At 63.4% G+C, this 17,370-nt stretch carries 17 protein-coding genes; 8 read left to right on the forward strand and 9 right to left on the reverse strand.

The genetic code is table 11. The features are described from left to right. Positions 1-314 precede the first annotated feature (314 nt). Positions 315-1,310, reverse strand: a complete 996-nt coding sequence (locus HCU64_RS14240) for a replication initiator protein A (RefSeq protein ID WP_233384650.1) — start codon at positions 1,308-1,310, stop codon at positions 315-317. Between the two features lie 39 nt (positions 1,311-1,349). Then, positions 1,350-2,051 (reverse strand): DUF3102 domain-containing protein, encoded by a 702-nt coding sequence (locus tag HCU64_RS14245; RefSeq protein ID WP_233384651.1) that lies wholly within the window; start codon positions 2,049-2,051, stop codon positions 1,350-1,352. Between the two features lie 170 nt (positions 2,052-2,221). Between HCU64_RS14245 and HCU64_RS14250 the strand changes: the two genes are divergently transcribed. From HCU64_RS14250 to HCU64_RS14260, 3 genes are all read left to right on the forward strand, one after another. Next, positions 2,222-2,878, forward strand: a complete 657-nt coding sequence (locus HCU64_RS14250) for a hypothetical protein (protein ID WP_233384652.1) — start codon at positions 2,222-2,224, stop codon at positions 2,876-2,878. Positions 2,879-3,449: 571 nt separating this feature from the next. After that, positions 3,450-3,752, forward strand: coding sequence for a hypothetical protein (locus HCU64_RS14255; RefSeq protein ID WP_233384653.1), 303 nt, complete (start codon positions 3,450-3,452; stop codon positions 3,750-3,752). Positions 3,753-4,350: 598 nt separating this feature from the next. Beyond that, a complete protein-coding gene (locus tag HCU64_RS14260; RefSeq protein ID WP_325169977.1) occupies positions 4,351-5,232 on the forward strand; it encodes an ADP-ribosylglycohydrolase family protein in 882 nt (293 codons plus the stop codon). A gap of 626 nt (positions 5,233-5,858) precedes the next feature. On the opposite strand, the gene qatD is transcribed toward HCU64_RS14260, so the two are convergent. From qatD to HCU64_RS14285, 5 genes are all read right to left on the reverse strand, one after another. Then, a complete protein-coding gene (gene qatD / locus HCU64_RS14265; protein WP_233384654.1) occupies positions 5,859-6,638 on the reverse strand; it encodes a Qat anti-phage system TatD family nuclease QatD in 780 nt (259 codons plus the stop codon). Beyond that, positions 6,635-7,942, reverse strand: a complete 1,308-nt coding sequence (gene qatC, locus HCU64_RS14270; protein ID WP_233384656.1) for a Qat anti-phage system QueC-like protein QatC — start codon at positions 7,940-7,942, stop codon at positions 6,635-6,637. The genes qatD and qatC overlap by 4 nt, the downstream gene beginning before the upstream one ends. Then, entirely contained in the window at positions 7,939-8,616 is a 678-nt protein-coding gene (locus HCU64_RS14275) for a hypothetical protein (RefSeq protein ID WP_233384657.1), read from the reverse strand. The genes qatC and HCU64_RS14275 overlap by 4 nt, the downstream gene beginning before the upstream one ends. An 88-nt stretch (positions 8,617-8,704) precedes the next feature. Continuing rightward, positions 8,705-10,480, reverse strand: coding sequence for a KAP family P-loop NTPase fold protein (locus HCU64_RS14280; RefSeq protein ID WP_233384659.1), 1,776 nt, complete (start codon positions 10,478-10,480; stop codon positions 8,705-8,707). A 61-nt stretch (positions 10,481-10,541) separates the two neighbouring features. Beyond that, positions 10,542-10,838 carry a hypothetical protein gene (locus HCU64_RS14285; protein WP_442785962.1) on the reverse strand — a complete coding sequence of 99 codons (297 nt, stop codon included), beginning with the start codon at positions 10,836-10,838 and terminating at the stop codon, positions 10,542-10,544. Between the two features lie 106 nt (positions 10,839-10,944). On the opposite strand from HCU64_RS14285, the gene HCU64_RS14290 reads away from it, so the two are divergent. From HCU64_RS14290 to HCU64_RS14310, 5 genes are all read left to right on the forward strand, one after another. Next, positions 10,945-11,529 (forward strand): hypothetical protein, encoded by a 585-nt coding sequence (locus HCU64_RS14290; RefSeq protein WP_233384660.1) that lies wholly within the window; start codon positions 10,945-10,947, stop codon positions 11,527-11,529. Beyond that, positions 11,526-11,960 (forward strand): hypothetical protein, encoded by a 435-nt coding sequence (locus HCU64_RS14295; protein ID WP_233384661.1) that lies wholly within the window; start codon positions 11,526-11,528, stop codon positions 11,958-11,960. Before HCU64_RS14290 ends, HCU64_RS14295 begins: the two co-directional genes overlap by 4 nt. Beyond that, positions 11,960-12,724 (forward strand): ImmA/IrrE family metallo-endopeptidase, encoded by a 765-nt coding sequence (locus tag HCU64_RS14300; protein ID WP_233384662.1) that lies wholly within the window; start codon positions 11,960-11,962, stop codon positions 12,722-12,724. Before HCU64_RS14295 ends, HCU64_RS14300 begins: the two co-directional genes overlap by 1 nt. Before the next feature lie 902 nt (positions 12,725-13,626). Continuing rightward, entirely contained in the window at positions 13,627-14,940 is a 1,314-nt protein-coding gene (locus HCU64_RS14305; RefSeq protein ID WP_233384663.1) for a PGN_0703 family putative restriction endonuclease, read from the forward strand. Next, positions 14,940-15,326 (forward strand): DUF2958 domain-containing protein, encoded by a 387-nt coding sequence (locus tag HCU64_RS14310; protein ID WP_233384664.1) that lies wholly within the window; start codon positions 14,940-14,942, stop codon positions 15,324-15,326. The genes HCU64_RS14305 and HCU64_RS14310 overlap by 1 nt, the downstream gene beginning before the upstream one ends. Before the next feature lie 332 nt (positions 15,327-15,658). Here HCU64_RS14310 and HCU64_RS14315 read toward each other — a convergent pair whose 3' ends face one another. Both HCU64_RS14315 and HCU64_RS14320 read right to left on the reverse strand, forming a co-directional pair. Continuing rightward, a complete protein-coding gene (locus HCU64_RS14315) occupies positions 15,659-16,393 on the reverse strand; it encodes a DUF4396 domain-containing protein (RefSeq protein ID WP_233384665.1) in 735 nt (244 codons plus the stop codon). Between the two features lie 14 nt (positions 16,394-16,407). Then, positions 16,408-17,175, reverse strand: coding sequence for a glutaredoxin (locus tag HCU64_RS14320; protein ID WP_233384667.1), 768 nt, complete (start codon positions 17,173-17,175; stop codon positions 16,408-16,410). Positions 17,176-17,370 lie beyond the last annotated feature (195 nt).

The following is a 17,370-nucleotide window of genomic DNA, read 5'->3' on the forward strand; positions in this document are numbered from 1 at the left end:
ACAGCTCGAAGCCCTTGATCGCCGGCGGCCTGCACGTCCGTCGTTAAGTCGCGAGCATCCTTTCCGCAGGCAGGGCGGGCAAGGCCAAGCGAGGGGGCTCTCATTTGAGAGCTAGACTTCGTAAGGAATGCGGCCGCCCGGGCCTTGTGCCGGGGGCGGCCCCGCTGTGCCTGCACGAGGGGGATCCGGAAAGGACTTGCCCCTCCCGCTAGTCTCCCCCAACCCCCCGAACCGACAACAATCATTCCCGGGATCGAGAGTTAATGAATTAGGCCGGGTCTTCCGATATTTTTCCTCGAGTGACGCATCTGGGCTCATCCCCATTCCCCGAGTGCCGGGTCATCGCTCGCTGTCCGCCGCTTCTTCTCGAACGCGCCCCGCCGCGGCCCCATTGCTACGATCGGCTCCTGCTTTTCTCGATCCAACCAGTACACTCCGTAGTCCGGCAATGCGTTCGTCTGTACGATCTTTCGCAGCTCGTGCTTGAAGCGCGGCAGCGGGCTACCCTTCCCAGATTTCTCCCACAACGTGGAAACGCTCATCTGAAAGTGCGGCTGTGGCCCCACATGTTTGCGCACCACACGATAGAGCCAGCGTTCGTAGTTGCCCGGGATGTGGAGATAGGCCTCGCTAAGTCGCAGTACGTCCCGCTTGGCCAATGCCGTCCGCAACCAGTGGCTCAGTTTCACCCTAAGGTGTCCGCGGCTGGCGCCGAATGTCACCTCGTCAATCAGCGCGAAAGTCTGCTCTCCGCCTGGGTAACCGTTGGGTTGGATGTTCGTCGTATAGCGCGTGCCCTGCAGTCGCTCGAGGCTCGCCCGCAGCAGCATGTACTCGCGCCCGCTGCCCGTGAGGCCACGAGCCTGCATCAGCTTCCGCGGCTTCAAATGGACCACCTCCGGCACCGTGCGGTTCGGGGGCTGTTCGTGAATGAGTTGGCTGACAATTAGGATCAGCAGCTCCGCGTCGCGGATGCTCGCCACACCCCGTTCATGTGCCGGCGCCGCATGCAGCCGCCAACGGCCGCAAGGACTGGCATAGTCGATCGGCGACTGTCGTATCCGGCTCGACAAACTAAAGAACGGTCGCTCCATCAGTGCACGTACGTCGTAGAGCGGCCAGGGCGCCCGGTGCGGCGGGGCGATAACGGGCGCGGTAGGGACGGGTTCGGCGGGGCACTCCCGGTCGAGCAGCGCCCGATCGGCATCCGAAATGAGCGGTCGCGCCGCGTCCTCTGGGTCGTCGTCGATGCCGAAGATATCGCGGTCCAGTTCGTACGAACTCGAGATGTCAAACGTTCCGTCGTCCATATTGTAGCTCCTGAATCTGCTCGCGGGGATGGACCGGGCTTAGCGCGTCGCCGCTTCATCGAAGTCGATCGCGGAGATCGGCTCGCCTGGATCTGGGGTCTCCATCGCCCGCAGTGCCTCGATGAGTGCCTTCGGATCGACATCCTCGATCAGCCGGGCCAGCGTCCGACGCTCGTTGCCGAGATGCGTCAGGATGAAGCTCGCAGCTCTCTGCGCCAGGGCCGCCTTGCGCTGAGCCGACAGAAACGGGAGGGGTCGGGACAAGTCGCGTACGGCGCGCATCTCGGCTCGCTGGGCTCGCTCGGCCTTTCGCACCTGCGCCACCTCGGCCTGGATCTCGCACGCGTCCGGCGGTGCGCCCGCCTCGACCCGGGCCAGCACAGCCGTGCGGACCGCGGCGGGCGTCGACTCGGCCGACAGGGCGTAGACTGCCCCAGGGGCGAGATCCGACACCGTGTCGGGTTCGTCGCCGAACACCCGGGCGGCCTGCATGTAGCGTTGCGCTGTCCGCTCGCTCCAGCCGAACTCCTCCCGCAGCCAGCGTCCGAACTGGCCGTGCCGCAAGTGAGTCTTCGCCGCCTTCAGATCCCGGCCGATCGCCAGGACGCGCCGCGTCTCGCCCCGGTAAGCCGTGCGGATGCGCTCGGCGCACCCGTTCAAGAGCGCCAGCGCCTCGGCCGGCAGGCCGTACGTCGCCCCGACGCCTTCCGCGGGGCCCCGCCCGTCATCTCGACTGTCCATCACCTTCGTCCCATCTCCGTGTCGTGCCTCTTGCGGGGAGCGGATCCGGTATGGTTCCGATCGTGCTCGCGAGGCGATGACCCAGGACTAGCCGGTCGAGGGGGGGCGCTGCGGAATCGTCGGAATTGTCCGGGCTGGATAGGCGGTGGACCGTGGACGGAGGGAGCGGCTTGGGACAGGCGTTCGTCGGATTCTACTGGTCGCTCCCGGTGCCGCGCCGGCCGGTGAGGACATGGCCTCGCGATGTCGAGGCCGCCGCCAGGCTCAGCCGCACGATCCGCTACCAACTAACGCTAGTGCGCCGCTACGTGACTGAGCAGAGGGGCCGGCTTCTCGACGAGGCAGCCTTCCTTGAGCTGGCGGTCGATCGCGGCACGGACGCCGTGGCCGAAGCGCTGGCCCGACCCCTCGCGCTGTGCGCGGCCGAGGCAGCGACGCTTGTGTACGTCGACTTCTCCCTCGTACACCATTGGCGCCCGCACGGCGTCATGCAGGAGATCCTCGACGACGCGGTCGAGAACCGCGGTATCCGCGTCCAGGATCTGCGCCCCGATCCAACGCCGATCGAAGGGATGGGTAGCGACTTCGATCCCGTGAAGCACTTCCGGCGCTGGCAGCGGCGGCAATCCTCGGAGGCTCGGGCGACGCGGGCGCGGGCCAAGGAGGAAGTTACCGATGTCGTATCGCGGTTGCCCGAGGGGGCCGGACGCTGGAGCGCTGCGGCGGACGAGCTGAACAAGCGTGGTGTTGCGACGATGACGGGACGCCGATGGACGGCTGAGGGTGTACGCAAGACCAGCGCGCGTCTGACCCGCGAGGACACCTGAGCGCCACTCGCGCATGGTTGTTGGCGGGGTTGGCCCGACGACCATCCCCATCGCAGCTATGGCTGAGAATTGGTCAGCGTTCAGCCATCTCTGTACCGGACTGGTCCCGACGACCCCGCAAATTCAAATCTCTCGAATTGGAGGGCGACGTGTTGATGACGTAGGGCGATGAGCAGATAGGCGATACCCTGTTACGTGCCGCCATAAGACTACGCCCGACCACGGACATCTCGGAGCGCAAACGGCTACGATCGATCCACGCGCGACAACCCCCCAACATCTTCCGCCACGAGGACCATCCTCGAGTGACCGACGCCGTGCGCTACCTCGCGCGCTAAAGCTCGACAATCTTCGATGGTCCGGGGCCGCCCACATCGAGGTCGACCCTAAAACTTCAATCCCACCATCGTTCGAATCACCCGCGACGGCGGAGAGTCTCTCACCAAGCGCAGGCGTCCAGCCCTCGCCAAGGTCCTTAGGCAGCTCGTGCCTGGTTCGCCCGAGGGCAGCGAACGCGATCGGCAGCACAAGTGCCGGACCGCACGGGACATGGGGCAGCCAATCGAATGAAATGGCCTCGCCGACACACCTCGTCTACTCGGCCAGTACGGCGGCGCTCACTCCGCTGCTGCATCAGCCGGCGTTCGTCCGTATTTGCGTGTGTGCGGAGTCATCTCCGCTGCTCGGCGCAGTAAAGGTCTACAAGGTTGGCGGGGTCACCGACTACATGGCAACGGCTTCTGGCGCCAAACTGGGCTCGAATTTTGATGCCAACATGCTCGCTGCGCGTGCCAATCTTGAGAACTGGCGTTCGTGCGCTGCGCAGCTCTTCACATCGCGTGGTCGGCACGTCTGGAACTACAGCATTGTTTAGACGTCCGACACCAAGGACGAGATTTTTTTGCAGGCTAAATTTGGTGAATAAGCCATTTCAACCACCATAGCTGAAACCGGGCCATCTGCTGACCCGCGGTCATAACACGCGGTCACCAACCAGAACGTCGAACGCTGTGCCCAACGCGCATAGATCGAAGCCGAAGCGCTGTTAGCGAGCTGGCTTCGAAGCGATATTCGCGAATAACCCTTGTGAGACGATACGGCTGGGACTGGGGTGATGCCGGAGCCACTGCTCTGGCACCGGACAGCCATCCCGCTGTCCGGTTCCCTGCGAGGATAGGCTTCCGATCAGCGCTCCCGCGGACGGGCTGCGCTTCTGTCCCGCGCCGCTACCGACCTCCTCCCGCTGCACCCTACGGCCTGATGCTGGACAGGCCAATGCGCTGTACGCTCCCCGTCCCACTTTGCGCATCAGATCAATAACTTACCCAGCTACCGCTCCATTTCTCTATCCATTCGCTCCGGTTGCTGCGCGATAATCATAGAGCAACTTCTTAGCCCTAGACGCGAAACTCTCGCTGCATTCGAACTGAAGGACGCAGCCACTGGCCCCATCCGCCATTACTTCCCCCGCCATCCGCGATCGCGCTCAAGGCGCCCTACTTGGCCTGGCCGTCGGCGACGCCCTCGGCACGACGATCGAATTTACCCGCCGTGACGCTCAGCATCTTCATACTGAAATGCTCGGCGGCGGCCCCTTCGATCTCCGACCGGGTCAATGGACCGATGATACAGCGATGGCACTTGCGCTCGCCGATAGCCTCATCAGTTGTCAGGCTTTCAACCCGCACGACATCGCCACCCGCTTCGTTTCGTGGTGGCAAGACGGTGTCTACAGTTGCACTCACGATTGCCGCGACATCGGTCTGACTACCCGGGAAGCGCTCGCTAGCTTCATCCGTACCGGAAATCCCTACGCCGGCTCTTCTGACCCAACCACCGGCGGCAACGGCAGCCTGATGCGCCTCGCACCGGCAGCTTTGTTTGCGCTTCATGACGACGAAGCTGCCGATCAGCTCGCCCGTAACCAAAGCCGTATTACGCACGCCGCGCCGCAGGCCGTCGAAGCCTGCGCTCTGTTGGTCCAGCTCCTGCGCGAAGCCATCTTCGGCCAGCCCGATGTTCTTCGCCCCCGCCTGTGGTCCGGCGATCTCGCCATCGCGACTATCGTGTCCGGCAGTTGGCGTAAAAAATCCCGTGATCAAATTCGATCATCAGGCTTCGTCGTCCACACGCTCGAAGCCGCCATCTGGGCCGTTGGCAATACCTCGACCTTCGAGGATGCTCTCATCTTGGCAGTGAACCTCGGCGAAGACGCGGATACAGTTGGCGCAGTGACCGGCCAGCTCGCTGGTGCCATCTACGGCGCTGCGGCCATTCCTAGTCGCTGGCTTCATACGCTCTCCTGGCGGAGCAAGCTTTTTAAGGTCGCAGATCAGCTTCTCATTAGTTGCTAACACGGCAGCAGTTGACCCATAGCTGACCCCGCGCGTCGCCACTCCAAAAGTTTGCTCCAATAGTTGAAGCAGACGTTTCGTCGGTGGCCATAATGTCATGAGTTGGCGCCCCTTCAGCGGCATCGAGCAGCCTGGCGAGCGTCTGAACACGAGCTGGATCGTTTTGCCCGGGGAAGAGTTCCTTCCGGCTTCGGCGGAAGGACACCGTCGAGGACCGCTCGCGACGCGACGAGCGCCGCTTCAAATTTGACAGGCTCACCGTCGAAGCCCTGCTTTCCCTTATCCTGCATCTCCTTGAGCCGAACCTTACCGGATTCGCACAGTTTTGTCCCAGGAAGATCAGGAGCTGCATTGATTCAACAGCAGGCTGGCACGACTTCTCGCCTTTCTAATCCTGGTGTAGTCGTCCGATGTAGCTGAAAGACCCGTGCTGAAGCTCTTGCCTCATTCGCCGCATGGTGACACGCATGGCCTTTGCGCCTGTCCAAGCTCGCATCTCGTCGGACATCCGGAAGAATTCGACACGATCCTCCATACGCATGCCCAGTGACGTTCGGGCCATCATGCAGGGTGGGGCTCGAAGAAGTGCCACTTACTGGGAAAGCGATGCGTTCCCGTATCAATCGCTAGGCCACGGCTGCTCCAGCCCTTGGAACAACCTGTCGAGAGGTATCGAGGGCATACGCAGTCAAACGCCGCAAGTTCGTAGCCAGCTGATTTCTCACCTCGCTCGCTGAAACATTCCAGACGGAAGATAGGGCATCCGCCATGCCGGAGACATCCGATGGCTTCACCGCCCGGTTGCCCTCCTGTGCGAACGGCCCGTCGGTCTCCGTGAGGACCCGATCCCTGGGCAGGCTGGCAAGCAACGCGCGTCCCCTATCGGAACGTGACATCGGCAGCCCGACCGAAAACCAACAACCCTGATCGATAGCCCTACGCAATTGGGCCTGGCTGCCGGAGAACCAGTGTAGGATGGGCGTCCCGGCATCCGGCTCCGCACGAAGGCATTCGAGGACCTCGTCGGAAGCGCGACGGCTATGGATGGACAAGACACGACCGCCCTGCCTAGATGAAAGCTTCAAGACGGTCTTGAAGACCTTCCTTTGGATCTGAGCATGCGGCTTGAGGTCGGGAGACCCGTCTAGTCCAACCTCACCAACATATCGCGTCTGCGGAAGGAGCGCCTCGAACAAGGGAAGCTCGGCATGCCGCTCATGCGCAAGCTCCGGGTGCAAGCCTAGAGCGGTCCGAATTCGCGTGCAGTCCTTGGCCATTTCAGACGTTCGACGCCAGGCCTTCGGTGTGGTCGTCACCGACAGCACGTAGATGCGGGCCTCGTCGGCCTGTCTCACTACCATCTCGGGATCCGGGTAGAGGTCGAGATGGCAGTGGAAGTCGATCACGGCAGGCCGCTGGCTCTTAGGAATCCTCGCAGTTCATCGATACCATGGCGGAAGACGTCGACATAGGCCGCGCGCTCCTGCGGGTCTGGCGGAAGTGGACCGGCCTGAAGAACCCAAGCCTCCATGTCGGCCCCGTTTGACCGCGCGACTGCGCGCATGACCGATACGAGATCGTCGCGGTGCCTCATGTCCGCCAAGACCTCGCGGAGCTCTTCCGAACGATACGGCGTTGCGTCCTCGAGGCCGGCCGCGAAGAATGAAGCCCGCCTGATCAGGCAGGGGACGCAACGGCCGCACTGGACACCGTCGCGCTTCCATTTTCCGCAAGATACTGTCTGCGCGGCCAACTCGGAGAAGGTCTCGTCGGCCGCATACCGCCGCACCATGGTGCCCTTTGTTTGGTGACGCAGCGGATTGACGAGCCGCGCAGGTAGCCCGACCGCCTGCACAATGGCCTGGATCTCGGACAGGAAATGCGGATGGGTCGTCCGAGTGCTGTGCGATCCGAAACGCCGAGGCGTCAGAGGCGGGTTCAATGCGATATGGCCGTTCTCCGGAATGTAGAGATCGATCACGTCGCCTCCCCGCCATTGCGAGATGGCGGTCGCGGCCGCCACGCCGTAGGCCATGAAGTTGAAACTGCGCGTCCGCATGCTGACGTCGCTCGCGCCGCTCCAGGTCGGATGAGCGTTGGCAGTGAACCGCTCGCAGGCCGCGGGCAACCTTCGCATCAGCCGGTTCTGGTACTGGCTGTCCTTCGGGTATGAGTGGCTAACGAGCAGGGGACGATGACCCTGCCCAATCAGGTCCAGGGCGCCGACGTAGCTGTCGAGTCCCCCTGAGAACAGGCAGGCGCAATCGGCCCGCGAGAGGTCGATGCGGCGACGCCGGCGCGCAATAACGTTATGACCGAGCGGCCTGGGACCGTCCGGACCGAGAACGACGGTCCACCTGTCGCCGCTGAGGAAGTTCAGCGCCGCCTCCAGCCGGTGCACGACGGGTGCCCATGGGGTCGGATCGATGAGCGGCACCTGCAGTTCGAGATTGCGGCACCATCGGTCGTGCGTACTACCGCGGGGCACAAAGGTGTCCGCGGCTGTCACCGCCAGCGCCAACGTTAGAAAGTCGAACGCGTCGGTTCGCAGGCCAAAGCCGAACCGACTGGTCGCGTCCAGCAGCTGATAGCCGATCCGCGCGACGCCTTCCGGCATCCGGCCGGCGGCATAGATGACGACGTGAACCTCTCTGTCATCCCTCAGGTCGGGAACATCCTCGACATCGGTGTGAAAGACGACCCTCGTCATTCGTATGCCTCCCACTCGCGCCAGACCTCGTTCATTGCCTCACGCTGGAGACGCTCGACCTGGGTTCGGCTGAGGTTCCCGACGCCCCCCGCTAGTGCGGGGCCGAGATGCCGGTCCATGGCGACTTTGACCAGGTCGAAAAGCTCGTTCTCAGCCTGGATCGTCCGGTCGCCCGAAGGCGCCTTGTTCCAGGCCGATCCGGCGTCCTCCGTGACCTGCCTGAAAAGGACGCGGGCCAGGAAGTCCAAGAGGACGGCGATGACTTGATCCGCCGACATGGCGGTGGGGTCGAAGATCTCGACGTCCGGAAGGACTTCCGCGATGGCCTCGTGGATGGCGACGCGGATGCGTTCGGCATCCTCGTTCTCGGGCGTAAGGGCCCGCGCAATCTCCTGAGCCGCGTACCCGACCGTCCGCCCCACCAACCCTGACAGATCGATACCCGCGAACGCCGCACCGTCGCCGCCGGCCCGCATGTTGCCGAGCAACCCGAACAAGCTGCCGCCTGCCGCGTAGGCCGGACCGAAACGTCTCGGACCAATCGTCGAGCCGCCTGTTGAAGTCCGGGCATAGTGGCCGAGCGCCGATCTCACGCTCCCCCGGCCGCCACCTTCGCAGAAGCGCCCGAACTCGGTCCGGAACGTGCGGAAGCGATTGCCTACGGGCGCTGGCACGGGCACCGTCGGATCGGTGTCCGCGTGCGGAGGGACGAGCGAGGCGCGGGGCGAGGTCCCGCGCGCGGATGACGAGGTTCCCATCAGATTAAGCCCCAGCCCATGTCTTTCCGTTGAGCATCGTCGACATCCAGGGTGGGCGCCGCGGCAGGTCGAGCGTGCGGATGAACCGGGATAGGGTCGCGGCCGCGCCCGACGAGGCATCCGCCAGGTAGATTGCGCCGCGGAAATCGTCCCGGGAGCGCATCCAATCCGCGTTGCGCCTCATGTCGCGCACGAGCGCATCCATCATCGCGACATGCTCGCTCGGATCGACGCCTTCGAGGGCGGTGCGCGCGGCCGGCGAGTTGAGCGTTCGGATCGCACGCAGCACCTCCACCGCCTGGAGCGCCGCCGGCGAAAGCAGTGTCGCCACCGTGCGAACGGGCACCGTCTCGCGCGCGAGGTAAACCGCAGGCCGTAGGTCATAGCCGCCGAGCTTTGGCTCCAGTCCGACCCAGTCCCTGACAAAGGTCAGATGTGGTTTCATAGCCTGCGGGAGGGCCTGCTCGAAGTCGGCGTCGTTCCCGTCCATCGCCTCGATGGTCGCCAGCAGCTCGGGCTTCCCGCTCCCGGCGTTGATGGCGTCGTGCAAGGCGTCGACCGCGTTCGACGACGTGCATCTCTCGAAGAGGGCGAGCTTCGCGATAACGGCCTCATCGATGGGCATCTCGCGCTTGCGCGCGATCGACGCCCTCATCCGTACCACATTCAAGAGGCGCTTTATGATCCTCGGGTTGCCCTTGACGGTCGTCGAATAGGCCAGGAGCGGCGCCATGCGATCGGCGAGGTCGAGGGTTCTACGCAACGGGTCCGGATCGCTCGGTTCGAGCACGCCGAGGACTTGGTCGACGCTGAAGTCCGCGTCAGGCTTCCAGACTTGCCGAAGTTGGTCGACGAGGTAGCGCCGCAGGGCCTCAAGTTTCTCGCCGTCGACCCCTGCCGCCTCCGCGAAGAGGAGCAGCATGTAAGCCCTGACCTCCTGAACACCGAGACGCGGCACCCTCACGGGCACCTGGATCAGCTTGTCGAGGTAGTCCTGGACGAGGCGCTCGGACGGGTTCTTGAAATACGAGGAGACAGCGTGTCGGACCATGTCCTCGTCGGCAGCGACCACGAACGCGGTGCGGGGCAGGAAAAGGAAGAGCCGGATGGCCTCCAGCGTGTGGATCGCGTTCGGCGGCGTGCAACGGTCCAGGTTGTCGATGACGACGACCAGCGTCTTCTCGATGCCGTGGAGGAGCTCGCCGAATTCCTTCCTGAAGGCGGTGATCTCCTCGGGCGGGCTGTGCTTCTCCGCCTCCCGGAGGAGCCCCTTGCCCTTTTCCTTCACCTCGCCGGCGGCCTTGCCCATGGCCTCGTAGTCCGCGCCGTCGGCGTTGCCGGTCAGGAGGTCGCCAAGCCCTTCCATCCCCTTCTTCAGGAGGCCGAACGTAGGCACGCCGGCCATGGCAGCCCCACCTTCCGCCAGCAGGCCGAGGGCACGCAGCTTGTTGACGCGGCCCAGGAATGACTTCGCCTTGGCCTTCAACCCCTCGGGCGCCTCGTCGTGGAGTGCCTTTGCGATCACAGACATCAGCGCGCCGCGCGCGTCGTCGAAGTCCTGGTAGAGCCAAGCATCAAAATCGATGAACAGGTACTCGTCCGGGGAGCCGTGAAGCGCACGTTTCACAAGACGCAGCACCGTCGACTTGCCGGTCCCCCAAGTGCCGAAGATGCCGAGCGAGAGCGGAAGGAGCCGTTTGCTTCCCACCATCTCAGCGACCAGTTCGGCCACCTCGGAGTAGTTAAGGTAGTCGATGTCAGTGTCGGTATCGGCCCACATAGGGTTCTCCGGGGACGAGGGTCAGCATCGGTCGCGCACCCTGGCGCGACCGATGGAGGGCTCAGCCGCGTTTCTTGAGAAGCTGGCTCAAGGAGCCGGCACCCTCGCGCTCCAGCAGCGACTTCAGGTGCATGTCCGAGCGGTGGCCGGCGGCGAAGTCCTCGCCGTACTGCTCCCGCAGCGTCCCTACGCGCGTCGTCCCGTTCTTGTGCCGGATCTGTCCGTTCTGGTCGCGATGGCGACCGTCGAGCCCAGGCTGCTTCATCGTTTCCACCTCAAGTCTGTCTCGGTCGCCTATTTGGCAGCCGGTGTTGTCGATCCCGCCCATCCAGGTTGCATCCTTGGTCCAGGCTGGCATCCTGACTTCCTGGGCCGGTGACGCCCGCGGATTCGGACAGCGTCGTCGAAAAAAGTTCCGAGACCGGCGATCTGCCCGGCATTGGAGTATGGGAATGGCTGGGGGGATGGAGCCGGAAGACCGGTTCCTCGACGACGCCGAGGTTCGCGCTGCCATTGGGGCGCTGACCGACGCGGACTTGCTGAGGCTTCGCAAGGTCGACGCGCGCTATCGAGGCGGCACCGACTATGAGCCAGGGGCGCTACTGAAGAGTGCGCTTTGCCAAGCGTTCCTGCGCGAGCGGAAGTGCCGGCGCGATGACACCTTCGTCAGGTTCATCGCAGGCGCAATCCGTAGCACAGCAAGCCATCGGCGCGAGGAACTCGCCCGGCAAGTGCCGTTCGACGCTCCCTTCCGCGTCGAGGCGGGAGGGCGGGTCGACAGCCGCTCGCTGGCCGAACGATTGCTTGCTTCGACCGACGACCCTGAAACGCTCCTTATGGAGCGGGAGGAACCCAATGCGGTGGATGCGATGATGGCGCTCTTCGCAAAGGATGATGAGGCCCAGTTGGTCATCCTCGCCCTGTCCGACGGGTTGAGGGGGGGCGACCTCTATGCTGCCGTCGAGTTGCCCTCGAACCGGGTGCACTACGTGATCCGCCGCATCCGCAAGGCGGTCGAGAAACGCTGGCCGGAGGGGTGGAGGCCATGAGCGCCGATAAGCCAAAACCTCATCCTTTAGCTCTCATCGACGACGCATTCCTCGACAACATCCTCGAAACCTCGGAGCAGGACCTAAGAGCCGAGCTCTCCGAGGAGGGCCTTTCCCCCGACGAGATATTGGGCGGGCTAAGATCCATGATTTCGTTGGCGGAAAAGGAATGCGTACAGGCGCGCCTCGCAAAGGCGAAGGCCGACCTTGCTAGCTTCCGTGAAGCTGATCGCCCAGCTCTGCCGGTCGAGGATCTTCAAAAAAGGCGCGAGCGTCTCGCTGCCATGCGCATGAGAGCGCCCGCCGCGACAGGCATGATGATGGCCGCCCGGAAGGGCGAAGGGCTTTCCGACCGTGACAATGAAGGGCTTTTAGACGACCTGGCCGACCTCGACCGCCTCGGTGCCGAGAAGGACGGGAGTGACAGCTGATGGCAACCGTCAGTCCCGCCGAGCGGCTACTGCTGCAACTCGGCATCAAGGAGCCCGGTGACATCGACCTCGAAGCCATCGCCTATTCACAAGGCGCCTTCGTGAAGTTTCGGCCAATGGACAGGTGCGAGGCCACCATCGTCGGCAACGCACGGCACGCGATCATCGCGGTCAACAGCCTGAGCATTCCGCAGCGTCAACGGTTTTCGATAGGCCACGAGATCGGGCACTGGCTCCTGCACCGACACCGATTGCTGTTCTGCACCTCGAAGGACATCGGCGGGTTCTCGCGCGATGCTCTCAACCCGGAGCGGCAAGCCGACGACTTCGCCTCCGACCTGCTGCTGCCGTCCTTCATGTTCGAACCGTCGATCATGAGAATTCGGGTACTCTCTTTGCAGGCGCTCGACGACCTGACAGGCGCATTCAACACGAGCAGGACCGCGACGCTGCTGAAAGCGGTCAAGTGCAACCGCTTCCCCATCGTCATGTTTCGCGACGGGCTGGACCGCCGACGATGGTCGTGGCCGTCCAACGTCGTCTCGCCTCGGTGGCGGGCCCGTGATGACCTCGATCCAGAAAGCTTTGCCTACGAACTGCTTCATGGCGGTGGAACAGGCAGTACGCCCGTCAGAAAGGTCGGTGCCGATGCGTGGTTCGAGTTTCGAGGGTGCCAGCACGAAGAGGTCCGGGAGCAATCCTTCGTATCAGTGCCGGGCGAGGTCATCACCATCGTGACCGTGCCGGAAAGCGGCACCGATTGAGCGTATGCCCTCTGAAGGCAAGCAATGTCTGTGTTTTCCGAAAACGCCGGCCATAGTTGAGTTTTTTCAAGCTGACTAATCGGTAAACATGTCTTGGGCATAAGCCCTTTAATGTCTCACGAAGACATGATGTGTTGAGCTCCGTCGTGCCGACCGCCGACCGGCTCAACCCAGTCGAACATGCTCTGTGCCGACGCAGGCGCTGTGACAAGCTGTTCAAGCTAAGCGGCGCAAACTGTTCGCAAGACAGCCTTAAAACGGGAACGACGCCGTGGCGGACCTCCTGGGCGAAGAGGGTAGGAAGTAGAGCGTATAGACATCTTCCGAGCGATGCGTTCCCTCCGCGTTAACGTCCGCAGCTGCTCAACTAGCAGACTTTTGGAATGCCCAACCCGAAGTCTGCTAGTGGCGCGACCAAGACGCCTAAGCTGATCTGCTGCAAGGTCGGCTTCGAAGAACTCGCAAGAGGTGTTGGGCGACCGATAACCCCCTAAACCCGAACTCTTGGTTTGGGGCCAGAACTCACCTCGATTCTTGGCGCGATGGTCCTGCTTCTTCCTAAACCTTTCGTGCAAAACGCTGGGGGAGGAGGCGCAAATTGGCCTGCGCACTCGCTGGTCAACGACCTACATAAAATTACCCCCCTCCCCCCGGATGGAAGCGGTGATCCGGCGGGGAGTGCGGGCGGTGGCCCTGCCCCTGTAGCCGCTCGACCTACAGGGATACACCCCTCACCCTCCGCCATGCATCAGTGAGTGAAGCTCTTGAGCTAGCTCTCTCGGCCGGCCCGCATTCGTGACCCGCCGCCCCAAGAACGGCCGCCTACCTACCTCGCCGGCGCAATTTCTGCCCCGTCTCGCTGAACCTGTAGCTCTCCTCCAGAGCAGTCTGAGGTCAGCTTCATGGACAAACAGCCCTCACCTAACGACAATCCGGCCGCATCACGCGTCGCTCAGCCTCTCGCACGCGCACCCCTCGTTCCCGAACCACTCTTGCGTCGCCATTCCTGCTGGATCTTCGGCGACACCCGCTTCCGCGCCGCCGCCCGCTTCCGCCAGTCGCTCTGGCGTGAAGAGCAAGGTCTGCCCGCTGGCCTTCATCAACCTGACAGTAATAAAGGTCTTTCGTCCATCACGCTGGGTTCCAAGCTGCAGACAGCTGACGGTGATCGCGGCGTTAATTTCATCAGTCAAGCCGTTCATGCCTCCGTTCGTCACAGCCTAATCATGCGGGAGGAAGGCGCGTGCGTGAATTACGAGCGCCTTCATCGAAATCTGCTTTCATCGGAGCCGCTCAACTACAACTTATTTGTGCCGCTCCTCTTCAACCTCGATCTGGCCACCGCCGTCTTTCGCCAGATTTTGCCGGACTTCGTCCATCAGGTCACCGATATCCGGTTCGAGACGTCGCCAGGCCGTCACGAAGTACGTTATCTCCGTGATGGCACCGCCTTCGATACTGCTGTCTCCGTCGTCACGCCCGATGGCGAGTCAGCAACCGTGTTCATCGAGGTGAAATACAGCGAGGGCTGCTCCGGTCCTGCTGCCACTCGCCGCCCCCGCTACGACGAAGTCAGCCGCGAGGTTGCGCTTCATCACAACTCCGATGCACTTGCGCTGCGCAGCGTTCAGTTCGAACAATTCTGGCGCCTCCACCTACTTGCGCAGCTCGCTGTTCGGACCGGGGTCACACCCCGCGCCCACCTGCTGGTTCTATCGCCTCGGCTAAATCGCCGCGTCGCCATCGCGACGGCCCTCTACGCTGCCGAACTCGTAGATCCGGTCGGTTCATCACCCGAGACCGTAGGATTCACTTCGCTTTCGCTCGAGAGCTTCGTTGACGCGCTGGCGCAGGCGGGCGGTGGCGCGGAAGCCAGCTACCTTCGTCACCGATACCTCGATCTCCAGCCTGTCCTCGACCTTGTCCTGGAAGAGGCTGGTTTAACCGAGCGCGGTCCCTCCCCTGCTGAATCCAGGCAAATTGGAGCACCGACTTTATCGGCTCTGGCTGAGGGCAGCACCCGAACCTCGAACTCTTCAGTCGAGCCCAGGCGACCAAAGCTAGGATCGACGCTGCTGTCGGCAGCACAAAGTTCGACCGCCACAGCCAACGCAGACGGACCGAAGCGACCGCGCAAGGCCGGGGTTAGTATCCGGACTCGAACTCAGAAATCAGCCTCACCCTCTCCTGCTCTCGGTGTGCAGGAGGTGCGCTGATGGCGAAGCTATTCACCGCCGCTCAATTCCGACGGCTTCTCGCCAACGGCTGCCGTGCAGCCGCGGGCGAGAACCCCGACCCCCTCCCCGTTGTGAAACTTTTCACTCCGGACGGCGACGCAACTTGGCTCCTGACCGAGATCGACCCCGACGATCACACCCTCGCCTTCGGTCTCTGTGACCTCGGGCTAGGGTGCCCCGAACTCGGTACTGTCGATCTTGAAGAGATCACCGCTCTCCGCGGCCGTCTCGGCCTGCCGGTCGAGCGCGACCGCCATTTCGGCGCCGATCGACCGCTCTCAGTCTATGCTGCAAAAGCGCATGCAGCGGGAAGGCTCTCAACTGCGTCGTCTAAGCGTCGATCTGAAACCGGCGAGACAGCCTGACCCGCGGGGCCTCCGAACACGCGGCTCAAAAACGACGTGTACGCGCCACCCGGCCACAGGATGAAAAACTCTTTTATCTCCATCACTTGCAGGCATGCTAGGGCTGGAGGCTCCGTTTCTTCGGCTCAGCGCTCCGTTTTCTCTGGCGTTAGGGAGCCTTCTTCGTCCCGTGGGGCCGCTAAGTCTGACTTTGGCCGAAAGCGGAACGGCGGCTTTTCGGCTTGAGACCGTGGGTAACGGACGTTCGCTTGGTCCCGCGCAACTAACAAATCGTGCCTTTGTCTGCCCGCCTGGCTTTTTGAAGTCAGTCGCCGGCATCACTGTAACGCAGGCTACATCCGTTCCTTGATGCCGACGCGGATCAGCCACCAGTTCACGGGGTAGCTCGTCACGAATCCGCAGACCATCGCGATCTGCATCGCGAACCAGAACTCGACCGAGTCAACCGGCGCCTGCTGCCCGAGGAGGCGGGGAAACAGCACGAACTGCGCCAGCGCCATGAAGCCGTACATGCCGATCTGCCAGGCAGTGAGCGAGAGCGTGTCGGCCTTCACGGCCGCGATCAGGCCCTGTCCGAACGACAGCCCCCGCATCGGCACGATGGCGAAGTACTGGAACACGATGCCGAGCGCGTAGGCGAACAGGAAGTCGAGGACCCAGACGGCAAACATCTTGTCGGCGAACACGCCGCCCCAGCCGAACCACACGGCAACCCCCGGCAAGAAGAAAGCCAACCACTCGGCGGCGATGTCGCCGAGCATGCAGCCGCTGCCGCAATGAAGCGCGCCCGTCCCGACCATGACCGGGTAGGGCGTGGTGCTCCCGTGCGGGGAGCCCCGCGCTTTCGACGCCCCGTGATCGTGTGTTTCGCTGGCCGGTGCCCGACCGTAGCGGTAGTAGGCCCAGACCACGGCGATCGTGCCGAACAGGGCGCAGACCGGCCACACGACGTTCATGACGGCCATATGCTGCGGGCGTGCTCGGACGTCAAAGACCAGCAGCAGCGCGCAGGCGGCGCCGAGCAGGAGCGCGAAGATCGCGAGCGCGTGGAGCCAGATCGGAGCCATGCCGAAGTCTCCTCTCAGTGCCCCATCGAGCCGGTCGCGACCGCGGCGAGCATCCACAGCGCCATGCCGACCATCATCAGGTTCTCGGTCAGCGAGACGAATCCGAGCGGGACCTTGCTCGCCCCACCGACGCAGGCGCATTTGATCTCGCGCTTGTCGATGTAGACCGCCTTGAACACCGACACCGCGCCGACCGTGCCGATGAACAGGGCCACCGGGATCGACAGCCACTTGAGCGCCCCCGCGATCATCAGCACCCCGGCAAGCGCTTCGAGATAGGGGTACGAGTAGGCGTAGCGCACCCAGCGCTTGGCCATCAGATCGTAGCCCAGGAACATCGAGGAGAAGCTCTCGACGTCCTGAAGCTTTAGCAGGGCGAGTGCGCACATGCTGAAGGCGATGAACCACTCGGCCGTGCGTACGGTCAGGATGGTCCCGAAGGCGCCGAAGCTAGCAGCGAGCGCCATCAGGGCGGTCATCGAGAAGAGGGCGATGACGGGGGTGTAGCTCGTCGCCTCCGCGTCGTTCACGGCCTTGCCGAAACGGCGGCGCAAATCGTCGTAACCGCCAACGCGCTCACCGTCGATAAAGGTCTGGGGTGTGCTCTTGACCTTGTGCTCGGCTTTGAAGCGGTCGGTCTGCTCGCGCGTCGTCAGCCAGTGGTCGTCGACGGCGAAGCCCTCGCGTTCGAGCAGGTCCTTCGCCTTGAGCCCATAAGGGCAGACGTGCTCGTCCATCACCATCCGGTAGAGGGTTGCCGTGCGGTCGGCGGCGGATGTCATGGATGGCTCCTGTTCACTCAGCGAGACGGACCGCGCACCTCGCGGACGGCTTTGGGGGCCGGCGGGTGGCGCATCCTCGTCTGGCAGACTCTGCAGGCATCTAACGTCGCGGATGCCGCCCCAGACAGATGGGGCTTCCCATCATGGGAAGGTCAAGAGGCGCGGTCGCCGTCGTCGGCCGAGAGCCGGCACTGC

Origin of the sequence: Methylobacterium sp. C25 (assembly GCF_021352225.1) — a bacterium.
In the GTDB taxonomy this organism is placed as follows: Bacteria; Pseudomonadota; Alphaproteobacteria; order Rhizobiales; family Beijerinckiaceae; genus Methylobacterium.

What these genes read in the sequence shown, in the direction of transcription:
- HCU64_RS14240 (WP_233384650.1), bottom strand. Translation starts at nt 1,310, where the DNA reads ATGGACGACGGAACGTTTGACATCTCGAGTTCGTACGAACTGGACCGC.
- HCU64_RS14245 (WP_233384651.1), bottom strand. Translation starts at nt 2,051, where the DNA reads ATGGACAGTCGAGATGACGGGCGGGGCCCCGCGGAAGGCGTCGGGGCG.
- HCU64_RS14255 (WP_233384653.1), top strand. Translation starts at nt 3,450, where the DNA reads ATGGCCTCGCCGACACACCTCGTCTACTCGGCCAGTACGGCGGCGCTC.
- qatC (WP_233384656.1), bottom strand. Translation starts at nt 7,942, where the DNA reads ATGACGAGGGTCGTCTTTCACACCGATGTCGAGGATGTTCCCGACCTG.
- HCU64_RS14280 (WP_233384659.1), bottom strand. Translation starts at nt 10,480, where the DNA reads ATGTGGGCCGATACCGACACTGACATCGACTACCTTAACTACTCCGAG.
- HCU64_RS14285 (WP_442785962.1), bottom strand. Translation starts at nt 10,838, where the DNA reads ATGCCAGCCTGGACCAAGGATGCAACCTGGATGGGCGGGATCGACAAC.
- HCU64_RS14290 (WP_233384660.1), top strand. Translation starts at nt 10,945, where the DNA reads ATGGAGCCGGAAGACCGGTTCCTCGACGACGCCGAGGTTCGCGCTGCC.
- HCU64_RS14295 (WP_233384661.1), top strand. Translation starts at nt 11,526, where the DNA reads ATGAGCGCCGATAAGCCAAAACCTCATCCTTTAGCTCTCATCGACGAC.
- HCU64_RS14300 (WP_233384662.1), top strand. Translation starts at nt 11,960, where the DNA reads ATGGCAACCGTCAGTCCCGCCGAGCGGCTACTGCTGCAACTCGGCATC.
- HCU64_RS14305 (WP_233384663.1), top strand. Translation starts at nt 13,627, where the DNA reads ATGGACAAACAGCCCTCACCTAACGACAATCCGGCCGCATCACGCGTC.
- HCU64_RS14310 (WP_233384664.1), top strand. Translation starts at nt 14,940, where the DNA reads ATGGCGAAGCTATTCACCGCCGCTCAATTCCGACGGCTTCTCGCCAAC.
- HCU64_RS14315 (WP_233384665.1), bottom strand. Translation starts at nt 16,393, where the DNA reads ATGGCTCCGATCTGGCTCCACGCGCTCGCGATCTTCGCGCTCCTGCTC.
- HCU64_RS14320 (WP_233384667.1), bottom strand. Translation starts at nt 17,175, where the DNA reads ATGACATCCGCCGCCGACCGCACGGCAACCCTCTACCGGATGGTGATG.